The sequence below is a fragment of the Salicola sp. AFF1 genome (assembly GCF_056783195.1).
In genome coordinates this window covers 107,269-122,853 of record NZ_JBXAYL010000007.1, presented here as the reverse complement: position 1 = coordinate 122,853, position 15,585 = coordinate 107,269, and the positions used below count along the sequence as shown (strand labels likewise).

At 61.7% G+C, this 15,585-nt stretch carries 17 protein-coding genes; 11 read left to right on the top strand and 6 right to left on the bottom strand.

Annotated elements, in window-relative coordinates; genetic code table 11:
* Nucleotides 1-46: 46 nt before the first annotated feature.
* From AC1RQI_RS06650 to htpX, 3 genes are all read left to right on the top strand, one after another.
* On the top strand, nt 47-1,264 hold the full coding sequence (locus tag AC1RQI_RS06650) for a pyridoxal phosphate-dependent aminotransferase (protein ID WP_416634397.1): 1,218 nt from the start codon (nt 47-49) through the stop codon (nt 1,262-1,264).
* A gap of 13 nt (nt 1,265-1,277) precedes the next feature.
* Nucleotides 1,278-1,712, top strand: coding sequence for a hypothetical protein (locus tag AC1RQI_RS06645; protein WP_481904125.1), 435 nt, complete (start codon nt 1,278-1,280; stop codon nt 1,710-1,712).
* A 105-nt stretch (nt 1,713-1,817) separates the two neighbouring features.
* Nucleotides 1,818-2,702 (top strand): protease HtpX, encoded by an 885-nt coding sequence (gene htpX / locus AC1RQI_RS06640; RefSeq protein WP_481904124.1) that lies wholly within the window; start codon nt 1,818-1,820, stop codon nt 2,700-2,702.
* On the opposite strand, the gene AC1RQI_RS06635 is transcribed toward htpX, so the two are convergent.
* The 3 genes from AC1RQI_RS06635 to AC1RQI_RS06625 are packed head-to-tail and all read right to left on the bottom strand — an operon-like array spanning nt 2,696 to nt 5,744.
* Entirely contained in the window at nt 2,696-3,826 is a 1,131-nt protein-coding gene (locus AC1RQI_RS06635) for a 4-phosphoerythronate dehydrogenase (protein WP_481904123.1), read from the bottom strand. The genes htpX and AC1RQI_RS06635 overlap by 7 nt on opposite strands.
* Nucleotides 3,823-5,169 (bottom strand): DEAD/DEAH box helicase, encoded by a 1,347-nt coding sequence (locus AC1RQI_RS06630; protein WP_481904122.1) that lies wholly within the window; start codon nt 5,167-5,169, stop codon nt 3,823-3,825. Before AC1RQI_RS06630 ends, AC1RQI_RS06635 begins: the two co-directional genes overlap by 4 nt.
* The gene (locus tag AC1RQI_RS06625) at nt 5,166-5,744 is read right to left on the bottom strand and encodes an elongation factor P hydroxylase (RefSeq protein ID WP_416634391.1); all 579 of its coding nucleotides are present in this window, start codon (nt 5,742-5,744) and stop codon (nt 5,166-5,168) included. The genes AC1RQI_RS06630 and AC1RQI_RS06625 overlap by 4 nt, the downstream gene beginning before the upstream one ends.
* A gap of 49 nt (nt 5,745-5,793) precedes the next feature.
* Between AC1RQI_RS06625 and dsbD the strand changes: the two genes are divergently transcribed.
* Nucleotides 5,794-7,698, top strand: coding sequence for a protein-disulfide reductase DsbD (gene dsbD / locus AC1RQI_RS06620; RefSeq protein ID WP_481904121.1), 1,905 nt, complete (start codon nt 5,794-5,796; stop codon nt 7,696-7,698).
* A complete protein-coding gene (locus AC1RQI_RS06615; RefSeq protein WP_481904120.1) occupies nt 7,658-8,563 on the top strand; it encodes a DMT family transporter in 906 nt (301 codons plus the stop codon). The genes dsbD and AC1RQI_RS06615 overlap by 41 nt, the downstream gene beginning before the upstream one ends.
* A 7-nt stretch (nt 8,564-8,570) precedes the next feature.
* Here the strand turns inward: AC1RQI_RS06615 and tusA are convergent, their stop codons facing one another.
* Nucleotides 8,571-8,807: a sulfurtransferase TusA gene (tusA, locus tag AC1RQI_RS06610; RefSeq protein WP_481904119.1), complete on the bottom strand. Its 237-nt coding sequence runs from the start codon at nt 8,805-8,807 to the stop codon at nt 8,571-8,573.
* Between the two features lie 113 nt (nt 8,808-8,920).
* On the opposite strand from tusA, the gene AC1RQI_RS06605 reads away from it, so the two are divergent.
* Nucleotides 8,921-9,223: an antibiotic biosynthesis monooxygenase family protein gene (locus AC1RQI_RS06605; protein ID WP_481904118.1), complete on the top strand. Its 303-nt coding sequence runs from the start codon at nt 8,921-8,923 to the stop codon at nt 9,221-9,223.
* Here AC1RQI_RS06605 and rlmM read toward each other — a convergent pair.
* Together rlmM and AC1RQI_RS06595 are read right to left on the bottom strand one after the other, a co-directional pair.
* A complete protein-coding gene (rlmM, locus tag AC1RQI_RS06600) occupies nt 9,207-10,298 on the bottom strand; it encodes a 23S rRNA (cytidine(2498)-2'-O)-methyltransferase RlmM (protein ID WP_481904117.1) in 1,092 nt (363 codons plus the stop codon). The two genes, AC1RQI_RS06605 and rlmM, sit on opposite strands and share 17 nt — an antisense overlap.
* Nucleotides 10,295-10,945 carry an alpha/beta fold hydrolase gene (locus AC1RQI_RS06595; RefSeq protein ID WP_481904116.1) on the bottom strand — a complete coding sequence of 217 codons (651 nt, stop codon included), beginning with the start codon at nt 10,943-10,945 and terminating at the stop codon, nt 10,295-10,297. Before AC1RQI_RS06595 ends, rlmM begins: the two co-directional genes overlap by 4 nt.
* Nucleotides 10,946-11,045: 100 nt before the next feature.
* Here AC1RQI_RS06595 and ccoN point away from each other — a divergent pair, with 100 nt between their 5' ends.
* From ccoN to ccoG, 5 genes are read left to right on the top strand one after another with little or no spacing between them, the layout of a single operon-like run.
* Nucleotides 11,046-12,488 (top strand): cytochrome-c oxidase, cbb3-type subunit I, encoded by a 1,443-nt coding sequence (ccoN, locus tag AC1RQI_RS06590; RefSeq protein WP_416634384.1) that lies wholly within the window; start codon nt 11,046-11,048, stop codon nt 12,486-12,488.
* The gene (gene ccoO / locus AC1RQI_RS06585; protein WP_416634382.1) at nt 12,485-13,093 is read left to right on the top strand and encodes a cytochrome-c oxidase, cbb3-type subunit II; all 609 of its coding nucleotides are present in this window, start codon (nt 12,485-12,487) and stop codon (nt 13,091-13,093) included. The genes ccoN and ccoO overlap by 4 nt, the downstream gene beginning before the upstream one ends.
* Before the next feature lie 4 nt (nt 13,094-13,097).
* Nucleotides 13,098-13,298 (top strand): cbb3-type cytochrome oxidase subunit 3, encoded by a 201-nt coding sequence (locus AC1RQI_RS06580; RefSeq protein ID WP_416634381.1) that lies wholly within the window; start codon nt 13,098-13,100, stop codon nt 13,296-13,298.
* Nucleotides 13,291-14,205, top strand: a complete 915-nt coding sequence (ccoP, locus tag AC1RQI_RS06575; protein ID WP_481904115.1) for a cytochrome-c oxidase, cbb3-type subunit III — start codon at nt 13,291-13,293, stop codon at nt 14,203-14,205. Before AC1RQI_RS06580 ends, ccoP begins: the two co-directional genes overlap by 8 nt.
* A complete protein-coding gene (gene ccoG / locus AC1RQI_RS06570; protein WP_481904114.1) occupies nt 14,202-15,581 on the top strand; it encodes a cytochrome c oxidase accessory protein CcoG in 1,380 nt (459 codons plus the stop codon). Before ccoP ends, ccoG begins: the two co-directional genes overlap by 4 nt.
* The last annotated feature ends 4 nt before the right edge of the window (nt 15,582-15,585 follow it).

Here is a 15,585-nt window from a genome sequence, read left to right as displayed (position 1 = left end):
CCTCCGCTACAATGCCGTGTGCGCCAACTCAGGGGTTTACAATAGAATGCAGCAATTTGAAAAATCCGCCAAGCTTGAGAACGTCTGCTACGACATTCGTGGTCCCGTGCAGCAGGAAGCCCACCGCCTCGAGGAAGAAGGTCATCGCATCCTCAAGCTCAACATCGGCAACCCCGGCGCGTTCGGTCTGGATATTCCCGAGGAGATCCAGCAGGACGTGGTGCACAACCTGCCCAGTGCTCAGGGCTACTGTGATTCCAAGGGGCTGTTCTCCGCCCGCAAGGCGGTGATGCAATACAGCCAGCAGCTGGGCATTCCGGATGTGGACATTGATGACATCTTCATCGGCAACGGAGTGAGCGAGCTCATCGTCATGTCCATGCAGGCGCTGCTCAACACCGGCGATGAGGTGCTGATCCCGGCCCCGGATTACCCGCTGTGGACGGCAGCCACAACGCTGTCCAGTGGCCGCCCTGTCCACTACCGCTGCGACGAACAGCAGGACTGGTATCCCGACATCGACGACATCCGGTCCAAGATCACTTCCCGCACCCGGGCGATCGTGCTGATCAACCCCAACAATCCCACCGGTGCGGTCTATTCAGCGGATCTGCTGGAACAGGTCATCCGGCTGGCACGCGAGCACGATCTGGTCGTGCTCGCCGATGAGATCTACGACAAGATCCTGTACGACGGCAACCGCCACATCCCCGCCGCCTCACTGGCGGACGACATCCTGTTCTTTACCTACGGCGGGTTGTCCAAGAACTACCGCGCCGCCGGCTACCGGGCCGGATGGATGATCATCAGCGGCGCCAAGCACCGGGCCGAAGGCCTGATCGAGGGCATCAAGATGCTGACCTCGATGCGACTGTGCTCCAATGTGCCGGGCCAGACGGCGATCCAGACCTCTCTGGGCGGCTACCAGTCCATTGATGACCTGGTGGTCTCTGGCGGCCGCCTCTGCGAGCAGCGGGACCTGGCCTGGAAGATGCTGAACGACATCCCGGGCGTCAGCTGCGTCAAGCCTTCGGGGGCGCTGTATCTGTTCCCGCGCCTGGATCCGGATGTCTATCCCATCAAGGACGACGAAAAGATGGTGTACGACCTGCTCCGGCAGGAACAGATGCTGCTGGTGCACGGCTCGGCCTTCAACCTTCAGGATACGCAGCACTTCCGTGTGGTGTTCCTGCCAAGGGTGGATATGCTGGAGGATGCCATCGGCCGCCTTGGCCGTTTCCTCGAGCACTACCGGCAGGACTGACGGAGGTACGTCCATGGCGGATCTCCACATTGAGGATTTCTACCGCGACACAGCGGCGATCCTCATTCACCTCTACAACCGGTTCCCGCGCAAGGGGGCGGTCTTCGTGGAGGACATCGCCGGCGAGGACGAGCCTGATGAGTTCGGCCTGCACAGCAGGCGCCACATGGCCTGTTTCGGCACCATGCTATGGTTGGCGGAGGAAGGGTTGCTGCGCTATGAGTCCGTGATCAGCCAGGATGCCGTCGACCAGGCCGTGCTCACGGCTGAGGGGTTCAACCGGCTCGCCACCCAGTATCCAGAAGGCGAGACGGCTGGCGGCAGCGGCCTGATCCGGGAGGCTGCCCTGGCCGTGAACCGGATCCGTGAATGCATGAAAAACGGCACCTCAACGGAGCTGTCTGAAACCGTGCACCGTTTTCTCTTCAATCCCCCCAACCAAGCCTGACAAGCCTGAAAGGTCATCCGGATCGCGGCATTCCCGCTTGAATACGGCCGCGGAAACCTCCATATAGAGGGCTGCATAACCGCATGCTGATCCGGGAGAAACCTCATGAGAATACTGCTTCTGCTTGCCACCAACCTGGCGGTCGTCATCCTGGCCAGCGTGACACTGCGCCTGCTGGGGTTCGACAGCTATTTCGAGCAACAGGGGCTGAACTTCACCGCACTGCTCATTTTCGCAGCGGTCATTGGCTTCGGCGGCTCATTCGTATCGCTGTTCCTTTCAAAATGGCTCGCCAAGAAATCGACCCGGGCGCGCATCATCGAGCACCCTTCCAACCCGGCGGAACAATGGCTGGTTGAGACCGTCCAACAGATTGCCCGGGAAGCCGGGGTCGAGACCCCGGAAATCGCCATCTTTCCAGCTCAGCAGTCCAATGCCTTTGCCACCGGCTGGAACCGGAACGCGGCTCTGGTGGCCGTTAGCGAGGGCATGCTGCAACGCTTCAACAAGGATGAGATCCGCGCGGTTCTGGCCCATGAGATGGGCCACGTGGCTAACGGTGATATGGTGACCCTCACCCTGATCCAGGGGGTGGTGAATACGTTTGTGATCTTTCTCGCCCGCGTCGTGGGCTCCTTCGTGGACCGCGCGGTGTTCAAGAACGAAGGGGGGCACGGCATCGGGTTTATTCTGGTTACCATTGCCGCCGAGATTATCCTGGGCATCCTGGCCAGCACCATCGTGTTCTGGTTCTCACGCCGCCGCGAGTTCCGCGCGGATGCCGCCGGTGCCCGTTGGGGCAGCAACGAGGCAATGATTTCGGCCCTTCAGCGGCTCAAGCGCGAGACCGAGCTGCCTGATGAAATGCCGGACAGCATGCAGGCCTTCGGCATCACCAGTGGCATGCGCTCCGGGCTGCAGAAGCTGTTTGCCAGCCATCCACCTCTGGACGAGCGCATTGAGGCGTTACGCAACCGCACCCATCAGTAAGCGACCGTAAAGCCGGCAGCCTCGAGCTGCCGGCCCAGCGCGGGATCCCCTCCCGAGCTCAGATGGTGGAACGCGAACTCCCGCCGGACGGGGTACTCTTTTCTCAGACGGTCAAACGCACTGGCTCTCTCGGCTGGAGCACCGGCTAATTCCGCCTGCAACTGCCGGGCGTCCCGGCGTGGGTCATAAGCGCTCAACAACGTCGCTTCCAGATCCGTCTCAAGAGGCGCCAGCTTGGTCGCCTCGGGTACCAGAGACTCAAGCGACGGTACTGCCCCAACCCCCAACCACTCGCACAGGGCCCGGGCCAGCATGACACTGCCCCTGAGCTTGCCTTCCAGGCTATAGCCAGCAATATGCGGCGTCGCAATGCGTGCCCTAGCCGCAAGGCGGGGGTCAATGAGGGGCTCCCCTTCCCATACATCCAGCGCCGTCCAGGGGCCCCCGTCACTGGCTTCCAGCCTTGTGAGCAGAGCAGCGTTATCCACGACCGCGCCACGGCCGGCGCTGACCAGCACCTGATCACCACTCAACGCCTGGATCGCCGAGGCATCAAGCAGGTGCTCGGTGGGCCAGCGTCCGGTTCGCACCAGTGGCGCGTGCAGGGCAATGCGATCACACGCCAGCACCTCGTCGATAGAGGCCAATCCCGCGACGCCCTCGTCCGCCAGCGGCGGATCACTAACGCGGGTGTCTACGCCAAGCGCCCGCAGGCGCCGGTGAACCCGGCTGCCCACGTTACCAAAACCAACAATGCCCACGGAGCCATCCAGCAGGCACCGCTCCTGCTCGCGCGCGGCCAGCGCCAAGACCGCCAGCACATAATCCGCCACCGCCTCGGCATTGCACCCCGGCGCCGAAGACCAGCCAATCCCTGCACGTTCCAGCCATTCGGTATCCAGGTGGTCCGTGCCAATGGTTGCCGTCCCCACCCAGCGCACCGGTGTTCCAGCCAACAGGCTCTGGTCAACACGGGTGACGGACCGCACGAGAAGGATATCCGCCTCCAGGAGATCCGATTGGCGGATAGCCCGCCCCGCCAGAGTCCGGACGTCCCCGAAATCACCAAAGCAACGCGTCAGCGCGGGAATATTGTCGTCCGCAACAATGCGCAGGCGGGTCATCCGGCCGTGTCTTCTTTCCGTGACTGGTTGCTCTTGCGGTTTCTCCGGTTTCCGCCCTGCCCTTGACCAGAAGCGCCCTTACTACTGCTGTTTGTGCCTTCCGGTTCCGGCAAAGCCACCATCAATGGGTCCGGTGGGCGCACGAACGTCAGGGACTGGCCCAGGTAGCTCTCCAGATCCGGGAGCACGAAGCTGTCATCTTCCCCGGCCAGGGTCACTGAGGTGCCGAAGGCGCCGGCCCTGCCCGTGCGCCCGATCCGGTGGACGTAATCCTCCGGATTGTCCGGCAGGTTGTAGTTGAACACGTGGGAAACATCTTCCACATGGATACCACGTGCCGCGACATCGGTCGCCACCAGTACCTGGATATCGCCTTCCTTGAACCGGTTGAGCGTGCTGATGCGCTTGTTCTGCGGGATCTCCCCGGACAGCAGCGCCGAGCGCACACCATGACGGCGCAGCTTGTCCTCCAGCTCCCGCGTCTGGTCACGCCGGTTGGCGAACACAATGGCCCGGCTGACTTCGTCACGCTTGAGGTAGTTGACCAGCACCATCTCCTTGTCCGAATCACTCACTGTGAAGAACAGTTGTTCAACACGTTCGGCGGCCTTGGTTTCCGGTTCGATCTCGATGAACTCCGCACCCTCACTCCACATGGCCGCAAGATTGAGGACATCCTGGTTGAAGGTTGCGCTGAACAGAACGGTCTGGCGCTGGGATTTCGGCGTACAGTGCCGGATGATCTTCTTCACATCCGGGATGAAGCCCATATCAAGCATCCGGTCGGCCTCATCCAGAATCAGCACCTCAACCTGGTCCAGGAACAGGTCCTTGCTGCCGAGGAAATCCAGAAGCCGACCGGGCGTGGCCACCAGGATATCAATGGCTTCATTACGCACCTGTTTGCGCTGGCGCTCGTAATTCATCCCTCCGACAGTCGTCACCACGTTATGGCCACTGTGGCGTGTCAGTCCTTCCGCATCCCGGGCGATCTGCATTGCCAGCTCGCGCGTGGGTGCCAGCGCCAGGACCCTGGGCTCACTGGCGTAACGTTGCTCGAAGGGAATCGGATTTTCCAGCAGACGCTGGATCGCACTGATCAGAAAGGCAGCGGTCTTACCGGTCCCGGTCTGGGCCTGACCAATGAGATCCAGTCCTTTCAGGGTCTTCGGCAGTGCCTCACCCTGGATCCCGGTGCAGTGCTCAAAGCCAAGTTCATCAATGGCACTCTGGAGCCGCTGGTCCAGACTGAAATCCCGGAACCTGGGCTGCTCTGGGGGTTCCGCTTCCTGACCTGACGCCTCTGGCTCTGCGTGCGCCGGTGTGTCAGCCTGATCGTTCATTGCACCTCCTCTGATCCGGTCAGTTGGGCCCGCGTGAAAGCGTACTCCTGAAAATGGCGTTCGGTGCCATACCACGCCCGCAATGCCTCAAGGAACCGGGCGGCTCTCGGCGGCATGGCCCCGCTCAGGCAACGCCTCACCTCGGCATGAACGTGTTCGGCAAAGCGTTCCCGCTGTCCGGGCACTTCACCCGCCAGGTTGTCCATACTCACGTGGAACCGGCGCCCGGCAGCCACGCTGAACAACCACTCCAGCGCCTGGGGCCTGGCCTCAACCCGCTCGAACTGGTGCTGGCGGTCCGCATCCCGGCCATCAGGCTCATACCAGTAGCCGTAATCGTAGAGCTGGCGCCGACGTTGGCCAGCGATGCACCAGTGACTGACTTCATGCAAGGCACTGGCATAGAAGCCATGGGCGAATACTATCCGATTCCACCGGCACTCGCCATCAGCCGGCAGATACTCAGGCTCATCACCACCAGGCACCAGTATGGTGGCATGAGTGGGTTGGAAAAGGCCGTTGAACAGCCGTACGACGTCCGCGTAGGCATCCGGTTGAGGTTGAGCTGTTATCATGGCGCCAGTCTAGGGATTGTGCCGCAACCTTCAAGCGTTCGTTATAATAGTGCCATCAGCCCATTCCGGATCCATAGGAGTTATCATCATCCTGACACGTCTTCTGATCCTGCTGTTCGCTCTTGCCGGCCCTGCTGCCGCCCAGTCGCCGTTCTCGGACGGCAACGGCGGTGATTTCCCGCCCGTCGAGGAGGCTTTCCCTTTCAGTGCCTGGGTGGATGACGGGGAGCTTGTTCTGGACTGGAAGGTGACCCCCGAATTCTACCTTTACGAGAACCGCATCAGTATCCAGACCGAACCGGCGAATGCTCTGTCTCTCCCTCCCCGGTTCAGCATCGACAGTACCATCAAGGATGATCCCTATTTCGGTAAAACGCCGGTTTTCTACGAAGACGTGAGTGCGACGCTGGCCCCTGCCAATGATTATGACGGTGGCGCCATCCGGGTTACCGTGGAATGGCAGGGGTGCGCCGAGGCCGGGCTGTGCTACACCCCCCAGACCGAGACCCTGCGCTACAAGCCGGCTGACGGCAGTGTCATGTACCCGGCCCCCACGGATAAAACAGCTGACACGCCTGACACAACCTCAGCGCAAGCGGACACCAGTGGTGAGTCCGGCTCAACCGGCGATGAAGACCGCTGGCGGGGCGACAGCCTGACAACACTGCTGAACAGCGATTCGCTGCTTTGGGCCACACTGGTTTTCTACGGTCTGGGCCTCGGACTGACCTTTACCCCCTGTGTGCTGCCCATGATTCCCATCATTTCAGCGATTGTCTCAGGCCAGCGCCAGCTGGGAACGCTCCAGGCATTCTACCTGTCCGTGACCTATGTACTCGGCATGGCCATCACCTACACAGCTGCCGGCGTACTCGTGGGTCTGCTCGGCGCCTCCTTCAATCTACAAGCGCACCTGCAGGCCCCCTGGGTCCTTGCGCTTTTTGCCGCGCTGTTTGTACTGCTTGCCCTGGCCATGTTCGGTCTCTTCGAGATCCGCCTGCCGGAGAAGCTCACCAACCGGCTCACACGCCAGAGCGAGCGCCTCAGCGGTGGTAATGTAGCGGGCGTTGCCAGCATTGGCGCGCTGTCCGCGTTGATTGTCTCCCCCTGTGTCACCGCGCCCCTTGCCGGGGCACTGGTGTACCTTAGCGCCACCCAGGACGCCCTCCAGGGCGGTCTGGCGCTGTTTGCCCTGGCGCTTGGCATGGGAACACCGCTGGTCATTGTGGGGACGGGCGGGCGGCGCTTCATGCCCCACCCGGGCCCCTGGATGAACCGCATCAAGGCAGCCTTTGGCATCCTGATGCTGGCGGTGGCCATCTGGCTTCTGGAGCGGGTGATTCCGGGGCCGGTGGTCCTGGCCCTCTGGGCTGTGCTGTTGGCGGTTACCGGGGTCCAGCTTGGCGCTTTCGAACCGCTCGGCGAGGGCTGGCCACGCACCCGCAAGGGCTTTGGCCTGGTGCTGGTACTGATGGCCGCCATGCTCCTGGCCGGGGCCATGGCCGGAGCCAGCGACCCATTACGCCCGCTGTCGCCATTCCAGGCCCAAGCCGGACGTACAGCTTCCGATCTTCCTGCCGAGCCGTTTGAGCGCCTTGATGATGCCCGGCGCGTTCAAACCCGCCTTGAGCAGGCTGCCGAGGCAGGCAATCCTGTGATTCTTGATTTCTACGCGGATTGGTGCATCAGCTGCAAGGTCATGGAACGGCGGGTCTTCGACACCCGCCCGGTGCTTGAGGCCATGAGTGGCTTTGAACGCCTCCAGGTGGACGTAACCGATAATACCGCGGCCGACCAGGCGCTGCTGGAGCGTTTCAACCTCTTCGGCCCGCCCACACTGCTGTTCTTCAACAGTGACGGACAAGAACTCAAGCAGGCACGCATCCTGGGTGAAATGGACCAGGACGCCTTCCTTGAGCATCTTGATCGGGTCCGTCGGCAACTCGACAGCTGACGTGGCTGGTTCCGGTCTGCGCTCCAACCTGCACCGCGGTGCCGCCTGTGTTCTCGCTGGTGAACTCCTGCTTGCGCTGATGGGAGCCCAGGTCAAGGCGCTGGCCCCGGAACTGAGCAGTGCCATGCTGGTGTTTGGTCGCAACGCGCTGGGCCTGGCCATCATCCTGCCAATCATGCTCTGGCGCCAGGGACCGGACTGCTTGCGCACCACCAATCTACGCTTTCATTTGGTCCGGGGTGTGGTTGGCGTATCAGCCATGTATTGCTATTTCTTCAGCCTGGGCGGGCTGGCGTTGACCGATGCTGTGCTGCTCAAGCTGACGGGGCCTTTCTTTATCCCGCTCATCGCCCTGTTCTGGCTGGATGAACGCACCTCGCCCTGGGCCCTGATGACCATTGCACTGGGCTTCTGCGGCGTCGTGGTTCTATTGCAGCCCGGCCAGGCGGGCCTGGAAGACGTGCTCTTTGTGGCGGCAGGGGTATCCGGGGCAGTACTTGGCGCCACGGCCAAGGTCACAATCCGGCGGATGGGCACCCGCGAGCCCAGCGCGCGCATCGTGGTCTATTTCGCCATTGTGGCCACAACCGTGTCAGCACCGGCCGCCGTGCTCAACTGGCAGTGGCCAACCCTCTGGCAGAGCCTGGGGCTTCTGTCCATTGCCTCGTGCGCCACGGCGGCGCAGATGCTGATCACCACCGCCTACCGCATCGCGCCCGCGGGCCGGATCGGCCAGTTCACCTACTCCTCGGTGGTCTTCGCCGCGCTTCTGGGCTGGTTGATCTGGTCGGAGCCGTTCACCCTCAACCAGGCCATTGGGTGCGTTTTTATTGTGGGGGCGGGGCTTCTGAACATGCGCCGCTGACCAGGGCTCAGACCGTGCGCTCGATCCAGTAGATGTAATGCGCCTGATCCACCTCCTCCTCCAGGAGGTGGTGGCCCAGGAATTGGCAGAAGCGCGGGATGTCGCGCTGGGTCGAGGGATCCGTGGCAATGACGCGCAGCACCCCACTGACCGGCACATCCGCAATCCGGTTGTGAAGCATCATGACCGGCTCGGGACAGACCAGACCAGTCGCATCAAGCGTTGCATCGTATTCCCGGGTCAATGGCGGAACCTCCCTACACGCGCTTGCAGAATTTTCTGCCAGAATGGGAGATAGGATACCACATTCAGAGGTAACCGCATGAAAGAGAGGGATACTTACGGGAGATCCGAGCCATGATCCGTGTCATCATCGAACGCCACATCGCCGAATCGATGGAAACCACCTATGACGAACTGGCCCGTCAGGCGCTGCGCAACGCCATCGACATTCCCGGATTCATATCCGGCGAATCGCTCAAGGACGATCACAATCCCCGGCACCGGGTCATCCTGTCAAGCTGGCGCTCAGCAGCGGACTGGTACCGCTGGTATGGCTCAGAAGAGCGGCGGGAGAAGATCAACCAGATCCGGCCGCTGCTTGAGGACGATGAGCGCGTCACCGTACTGGAATACACAGTCCCTACCGGGAACGTCTGACAGGCACCACACAACAGGTGATTTCTTCCCGGTCATGATACAGGTGAGCGGCCCTGATGGTCAGGTCCGCGCCACTGGCCTCAATGCGTTCCGCCAGGCGGGACCGGTAATCCTGCCAGCTGGCCCAGCGCTGCTTCATGGGCAGCTTGAGGTTGAAGATGGCCATCCGGCACCAGCCATTCTCAAGCCACTCCCCCATTAGCGACACAACCCGGGCAGGCTGATCCACAATATCGCAGACCAACCAGTCCACGGGATGGGGGGGTTGCCAACCAAACGCATCCTCAGCCCTGTGGGTCACCAGCGCCGAGGCCATCAATGCCTCATCCATGGGGCCATTGTCCACCGCCGTCACGGCCAGCCCCCGCTGCACCAGCTGCCAGGTCCAGCCTCCCGGCGCGGCGCCCAGATCCACGGCGGTCATACCGTGGCGCAGCAGGCGCTCGCGTTCATTGGCACTGAAAAACCGGTGTAGGGCTTCCTCCAGCTTCAGGGTTGAACGGCTGGGCGCAGTGCCCGGCATCCGCAGCCGGGGAACCCCCTCATGAAAGTCGGATGACAGCGCCGGATCGCGCCGGGCCAGCAGGGCACGGCTGAAATCGGGAAGCAGGACCTCAAGTCCTGGGGCGGCGGGATCTGTTTCGGGGCTTTCATGCAGGATGCCGGCGCCGCGCAGCGCCCTGGCCAAGGGGTTGGTCCACTTACGGGCAAATCGCGGCAATGCGTCTGCCGTATCCGCGAGCGGAACATGTACGTCGACACGGGCAAAGGGGCCAGCCTCACCGAGATCGCGCAGCCGTTCAAGAACCGCACCCACGCGGTCTTCCCCGGGTAGCGGGTCGATGGTTCCAATACCGATATACCAGTCCCGGACAAAGACCAGATCGGCCAGCGCCAGCGAGCGCATAACGTCTTCCGCCGCCTGCCCGGGCAGCTCAAAACGAACCCAACCAGCCGCCTCCGGCACGAAGAAACCATAACCTCCGCTTTCAGCAGCCCGTGCCACCAGCTCCTGCCCAGCGTCCGCCTCAAAGCCCGGGCGACAAAGCGCCCAGATCACGCCCGTATCCGTCATCGCTCACCTGTCTCCACTGCTTGCACAAAGCGCCTCGCCTGATCCGCAACCGTGGCGAGAAGCTGGTCCGGATCCAGCCCGCTACGCCGCGTGGGGAGAAGTTCATGGTCACCATCAGCAACCCACTCAACATGTACCGGTCCCGGGAACGGCATCCGCGCCGCCACCTCGTTCCGCCGGCCAAACGGATCCCGCTCGCCCTGGGCGATCCACAGAGGCCGCCGCAGCGCCGGAAAATGATCGGTCCGCCACTGCTGTGGTTTCCGTGGCCGATGAAACGGGTACCCGAAAACCAGGGCCCCGGCTGCCGCGTCGGGTTGATGCTCAGCACTCAACAGCATGGAGGCCATCCGCCCACCCAGCGACCGTCCCCCGATCCAGACCGGCCCGGCTTCCGGCTCTTCAGAACGGACCTGCTCAATCGCATCCAGCCAGGCCTGTAAAAGCACCGGTGGCCGATCCGGTGGCCGGCGCTTGCCCGTGGTACGACGCTCTTTCATGAACGGAAGTTCAAACCGCCTTACACGGAAGCCAGCAAACGCAAGCGCCTGCGCCAGACGCGCCATGGGCCCGGAGTCCATGGGCGCCCCGGATCCATGGGCCAGAACCAGCACCGGCCCCTGCTCGCCGTCATATAATATAGTCAATGGGTCTACCGCATTAATATTTTGATATATATCATTGAGCGCAAGCGCCGGTTTGCCTAACCTGCGCCTACCCTCCAAACAAGTCCCGGAAGAGCCGAACATGGAAACACAGACAGCCGCGGAAACCTACAACTACCGAGTGGTCAGGCAGTTTGCCATAGCCGCTGTGGTATGGGGGATCATTGGTATGGGTCTGGGCGTCTTCATAGCCGCCCAGATGTTCCTTCCCCAATTGAACTTTGACCTGCCCTGGACAAGCTTCGGGCGTCTACGACCGCTGCATACCAATGCGGTTATTTTCGCCTTCGCGGGCAGTGCCCTGTTTGCCACCTCCTACTACGTGGTGCAGCGCACTTCCCAGGCCCGGGTCATCTCAGACGAAGCCGCCGCCTTCACATTCTGGGGCTGGCAGGCCGTGATCGTGCTGGTGGCCATCACGCTGCCGCTGGGCTACACCACCACGAAGGAGTACGCCGAACCCGAGTGGCCGATCAACATCCTGATTGCCATCGTCTGGTTGACCTATGCATACGTCTTCTTCGGCACCATCGTCCGGCGCCGGGTCAAGCACATCTATGTGGCCAACTGGTTCTATGGCGCCTTCATCATCACCATCGCCATCCTGCACGTGGTGAACAACCTTGCCATTCCGGTGGGATGGCTTGAGTCCTACTCGATCTTCCCCGGCACCGTGGATGCGATGGTCCAGTGGTGGTATGGCCATAACGCCGTTGGCTTCTTCCTGACCGCAGGCTTCCTGGGCATGATGTACTACTTTGTGCCCAAGCAGGCTAACCGGCCCATCTACTCCTACCGGCTGTCGATCGTGCACTTCTGGGCGCTGATCGCCACCTATGTCTGGGCCGGCGGCCACCACCTGCACTACAGCCCACTGCCGGAATGGGCCCAGACCGCGTCCATGATCATGTCACTGATCCTGCTGGCGCCAAGCTGGGGCGGTATGATCAACGGCATCATGACCCTGTCCGGCGCCTGGTATAAGCTGCGTACGGACCCCATCCTGCGCTTCCTGATCGTCGCCGTGTCCTTCTATGGCATGGCAACCTTTGAAGGCCCCCTGATGTCCATCCGGACCGTCAACGCCCTGTCCCACAGCACGGACTGGACCGTCGGACACGTGCACTCCGGTGCTCTGGGCTGGGTGGCCATGATCAGCTTTGGCGCGCTCTATCACCTGTTCCCGCGCCTTTACGGTCTCAAGTCCATGTTCAGCATCCCGCTGATCAACCTGCACTTCTGGCTCGCCACCATCGGCGTGGTGCTCTACACCGTCTCCATGTGGATCAACGGTCTGCTGCAGGGGCTGATGTGGCGCGCCGTGAACGAGGACGGCACTCTCACATACACGTTCGTGGAAGCGCTTGAGGCCAGTTACCCCGGCTATGTGGTGCGCTTCATCGGTGGCGGCTTCTTCCTGGCCGGGGTGCTGGTTATGGCCTACAACGTGTGGCGGACCGTGGGCCAGAGTGAAACCGGCGCCCTCGACAATTCCACTGACGCAGTCCAGGGAGCGAAGGCATGAACCACGAAAAGGTTGAGAAACATCTGGGACTCATGGTGGGGCTGATCATTCTGGTGGTCAGCCTCGGGGGGCTCGCCGAAATTGTCCCCCTGTTCTTCGACGCGGAAGTCAACGAGCCGGTAGAAGGTCTTGAACCGCTGAGCGCGGTGGAACTGGAAGGCCGTGACATCTACATTCGCGAGGGCTGCCACGTCTGCCATACGCAGAAGGTGCGCCCCTTCCGTTCGGAAACCGAGCGCTATGGCCACTATTCCGTGGCGGGCGAGCACGTCTACGACCACCCCTTCATGTGGGGCTCCAAGCGTACCGGACCGGACCTGGCCCGCGTGGGCGGTCGCTATTCCGACGCCTGGCATCGCCTCCACCTCTACGATCCGCGGATGGTGGTGCCGGAATCCAACATGCCGGCTTACCCCTGGCTGTTCGAGCAGAAGGTGGACCCCACCCAGACGGCCACCAAGATGCGCGCCCTGCGCACACTGGGCGTCCCCTACACGGATGAACAGATTGCTAACGCCGAGGAAAACGTACGGGGTACATTCGAAATCCAGGCTCTGATCGCGTACCTGCAACAGCTGGGTACCGCGATTCCGGAACAGAGGTGACACCATGGCTTGGGAGACACTGCTCAGTCACTTCAAGGGAGTTCACCAACTTCTGATGATCGCCATTTTCGCGGCGATCTGCATCTGGGCATTCAGCCCTTCCCGGCGCCGGGAAAACGAACAGGCCGCGCACCTGGTTTTCGAAGACGAGGACATGGAAGCGCGCACCATCGAACAGCAACGGAGAGACAACCACAATGAGTAGTTTCTGGAGCCTATGGATCAGTGCACTGATCCTCATCGTGGTCCTTGGGTGCTGGTGGCTCCTCTGGATCGTGCGGCGCAGTCAGCCTACCGACAAGGTCGAGAACCGAAGCGTCGGACATGAAGTGGACGGCATCGAGGAGCTGGACAACCCACTTCCCAAGTGGTGGTGCTGGATGTTTGTCGGCCTCATCCTGTTTTCCCTGCTGTACCTGGTGCTCTATCCCGGTCTGGGCAACTACCAGGGGGCCCTGGGCTGGAGCCAGACCCAGGCCTGGGAACAGCAAATGCAGGAGGCTCAGGAGAAATACGGCCCACTGTTCGCCAAGTATGCTGAAACCAAGGTACCGGAGCTTGCCCACAACCGGGAGGCCATGCAGGCGGCACAACGGTTGTTCTCAAACAACTGCGCCAATTGCCACGGCTCGGCCGGTCGGGGTGGCTACGGCTTCCCCAACCTCACCGATGGCAACTGGATCTGGGGCGGTAGCGTGGATGCCATCAAGCACACGCTGACCAATGGCCGGGAGGCCAACATGCCGGCGCGTGGCATCAATCCGAACCTGAGCAATGAGCAGCTGGCAGACATCACGGAATACGTGCTGTCGCTCAACGACCGGGACGACGTGGACTCGCAAGCGGCGAAACGCGGCAAGCCGCTGTTCGCCCAGGCCTGTACCACCTGCCACGGCCAGAATGCCAAAGGCAACCAGAGTATGGGGGCCCCCAACCTGACCAACGACATCTGGCTCTACGGTGGCGACCGCGATACCATCATGGAGACACTCCAGTATGGTCGCCAGGGCCACATGCCGGCTCAAACGCAGCTCACGGAAGACCAAATCCATCTGCTGGCCGCGTATGTCTTCCGGATCTCGGGTCAGCACCGTGATGAAGATGCAGAATGAACGATATCCCCGTTCGCCAGGTTGACGCCGGTCCTAACCCGGACCGGATCTACGTCCGCAGCACGACAGGCTTCTACCAGAAACTGCGGACGGTTACGCTCTGGACCCTCATGGGGCTGTACTTCGCCGTCGGCTGGATCCATGCCAATGGACGGCCCCTGGTCCATTTCGACCTGCCGGAACGCCAGTTCCATCTCCTGGGGGCCACCTTCTGGCCCCAGGACTTCTTCATTCTCACCCTGCTGCTGATTATTGCAGCCTTCGGGCTTTTCTTCGTCACCACTCTGTTTGGACGGGTGTGGTGTGGTTACACCTGCCCCCAGACCGCCTGGACCTTTATCTTCATGTGGCTGGAGGAAAAGGTGGAAGGCAGCCGCAATAAGCGGATGAAGCTGGACAGCAAGGGATCGCTCAGCCAGTGGCTACCGCGCAAGGTCATCAAGCACACTCTCTGGCTGGGTGTTGCCTTCTGGACAGGCGTGACCTTTGTCGGCTACTTCTACCCCATCCGGGAACTGGTGCCGGATCTTGCCACCTTTGACGTCAGCACCGGCTGGGCCCCGTTCTGGATTGGTTTCTTCTCGGTAGCCACCTACCTCAATGCCGGCTGGATGCGCGAAAAGGTCTGTCTTTACGTCTGCCCCTATGCGCGCTTCCAGAGCGTGATGTTTTCTCCGGATACCCGCACCGTGACCTATGACGCCAACCGGGGCGAGCCACGGGGGCCAAGGCGCAAGAACACCGACCCCGCCGAGGCTGGCCTGGGTGATTGCATTGACTGCAACATCTGCGTCCAGGTGTGCCCAACCGGTATCGACATCCGCAACGGGATGCAATACGAGTGCCTTGACTGCGGGCTCTGCGTGGATGCCTGCAACCAGGTTATGGACAAGATGGGCTATGAGCGCGGACTCATCCGCTATACCACAGAGCGGGAACTTGAAGGCACGCCCAAGCGCCGTTTTCAACCGCGAACCCTGGGGTACGGCATCGCCATGGCATTGCTGCTCGGCACCATGGCAACCCTGCTGATGCAACGCGATACCCTGAGCATCGAAGTCACGCGCGGCCGGGGCGGCCTTTACCAGACCGGCCCCAATGCCACCATTGAGAATTCGTACACACTGAAGCTTTCCAACCGCACCAATGAAAAGCGGGATCTCAGCGTGCAGGTTGCCGGACCTGAGGGCACCTACCTGCTTGAGCCCATCGAGCTGGAACTGGCCCCGCTGGATTCGCGTGAGCTGCCAGCGGTAGTCCGAATTCCGCGCAATGAGCTCGAAGGAATGAGCACCCCTGTGCGCTTTGAAGTCACTGCCCAAGGGTCGGAAGCCTCCAACAGTGCCCAGACCGCCTTCATAGGCCCAAGATCCTGAAACG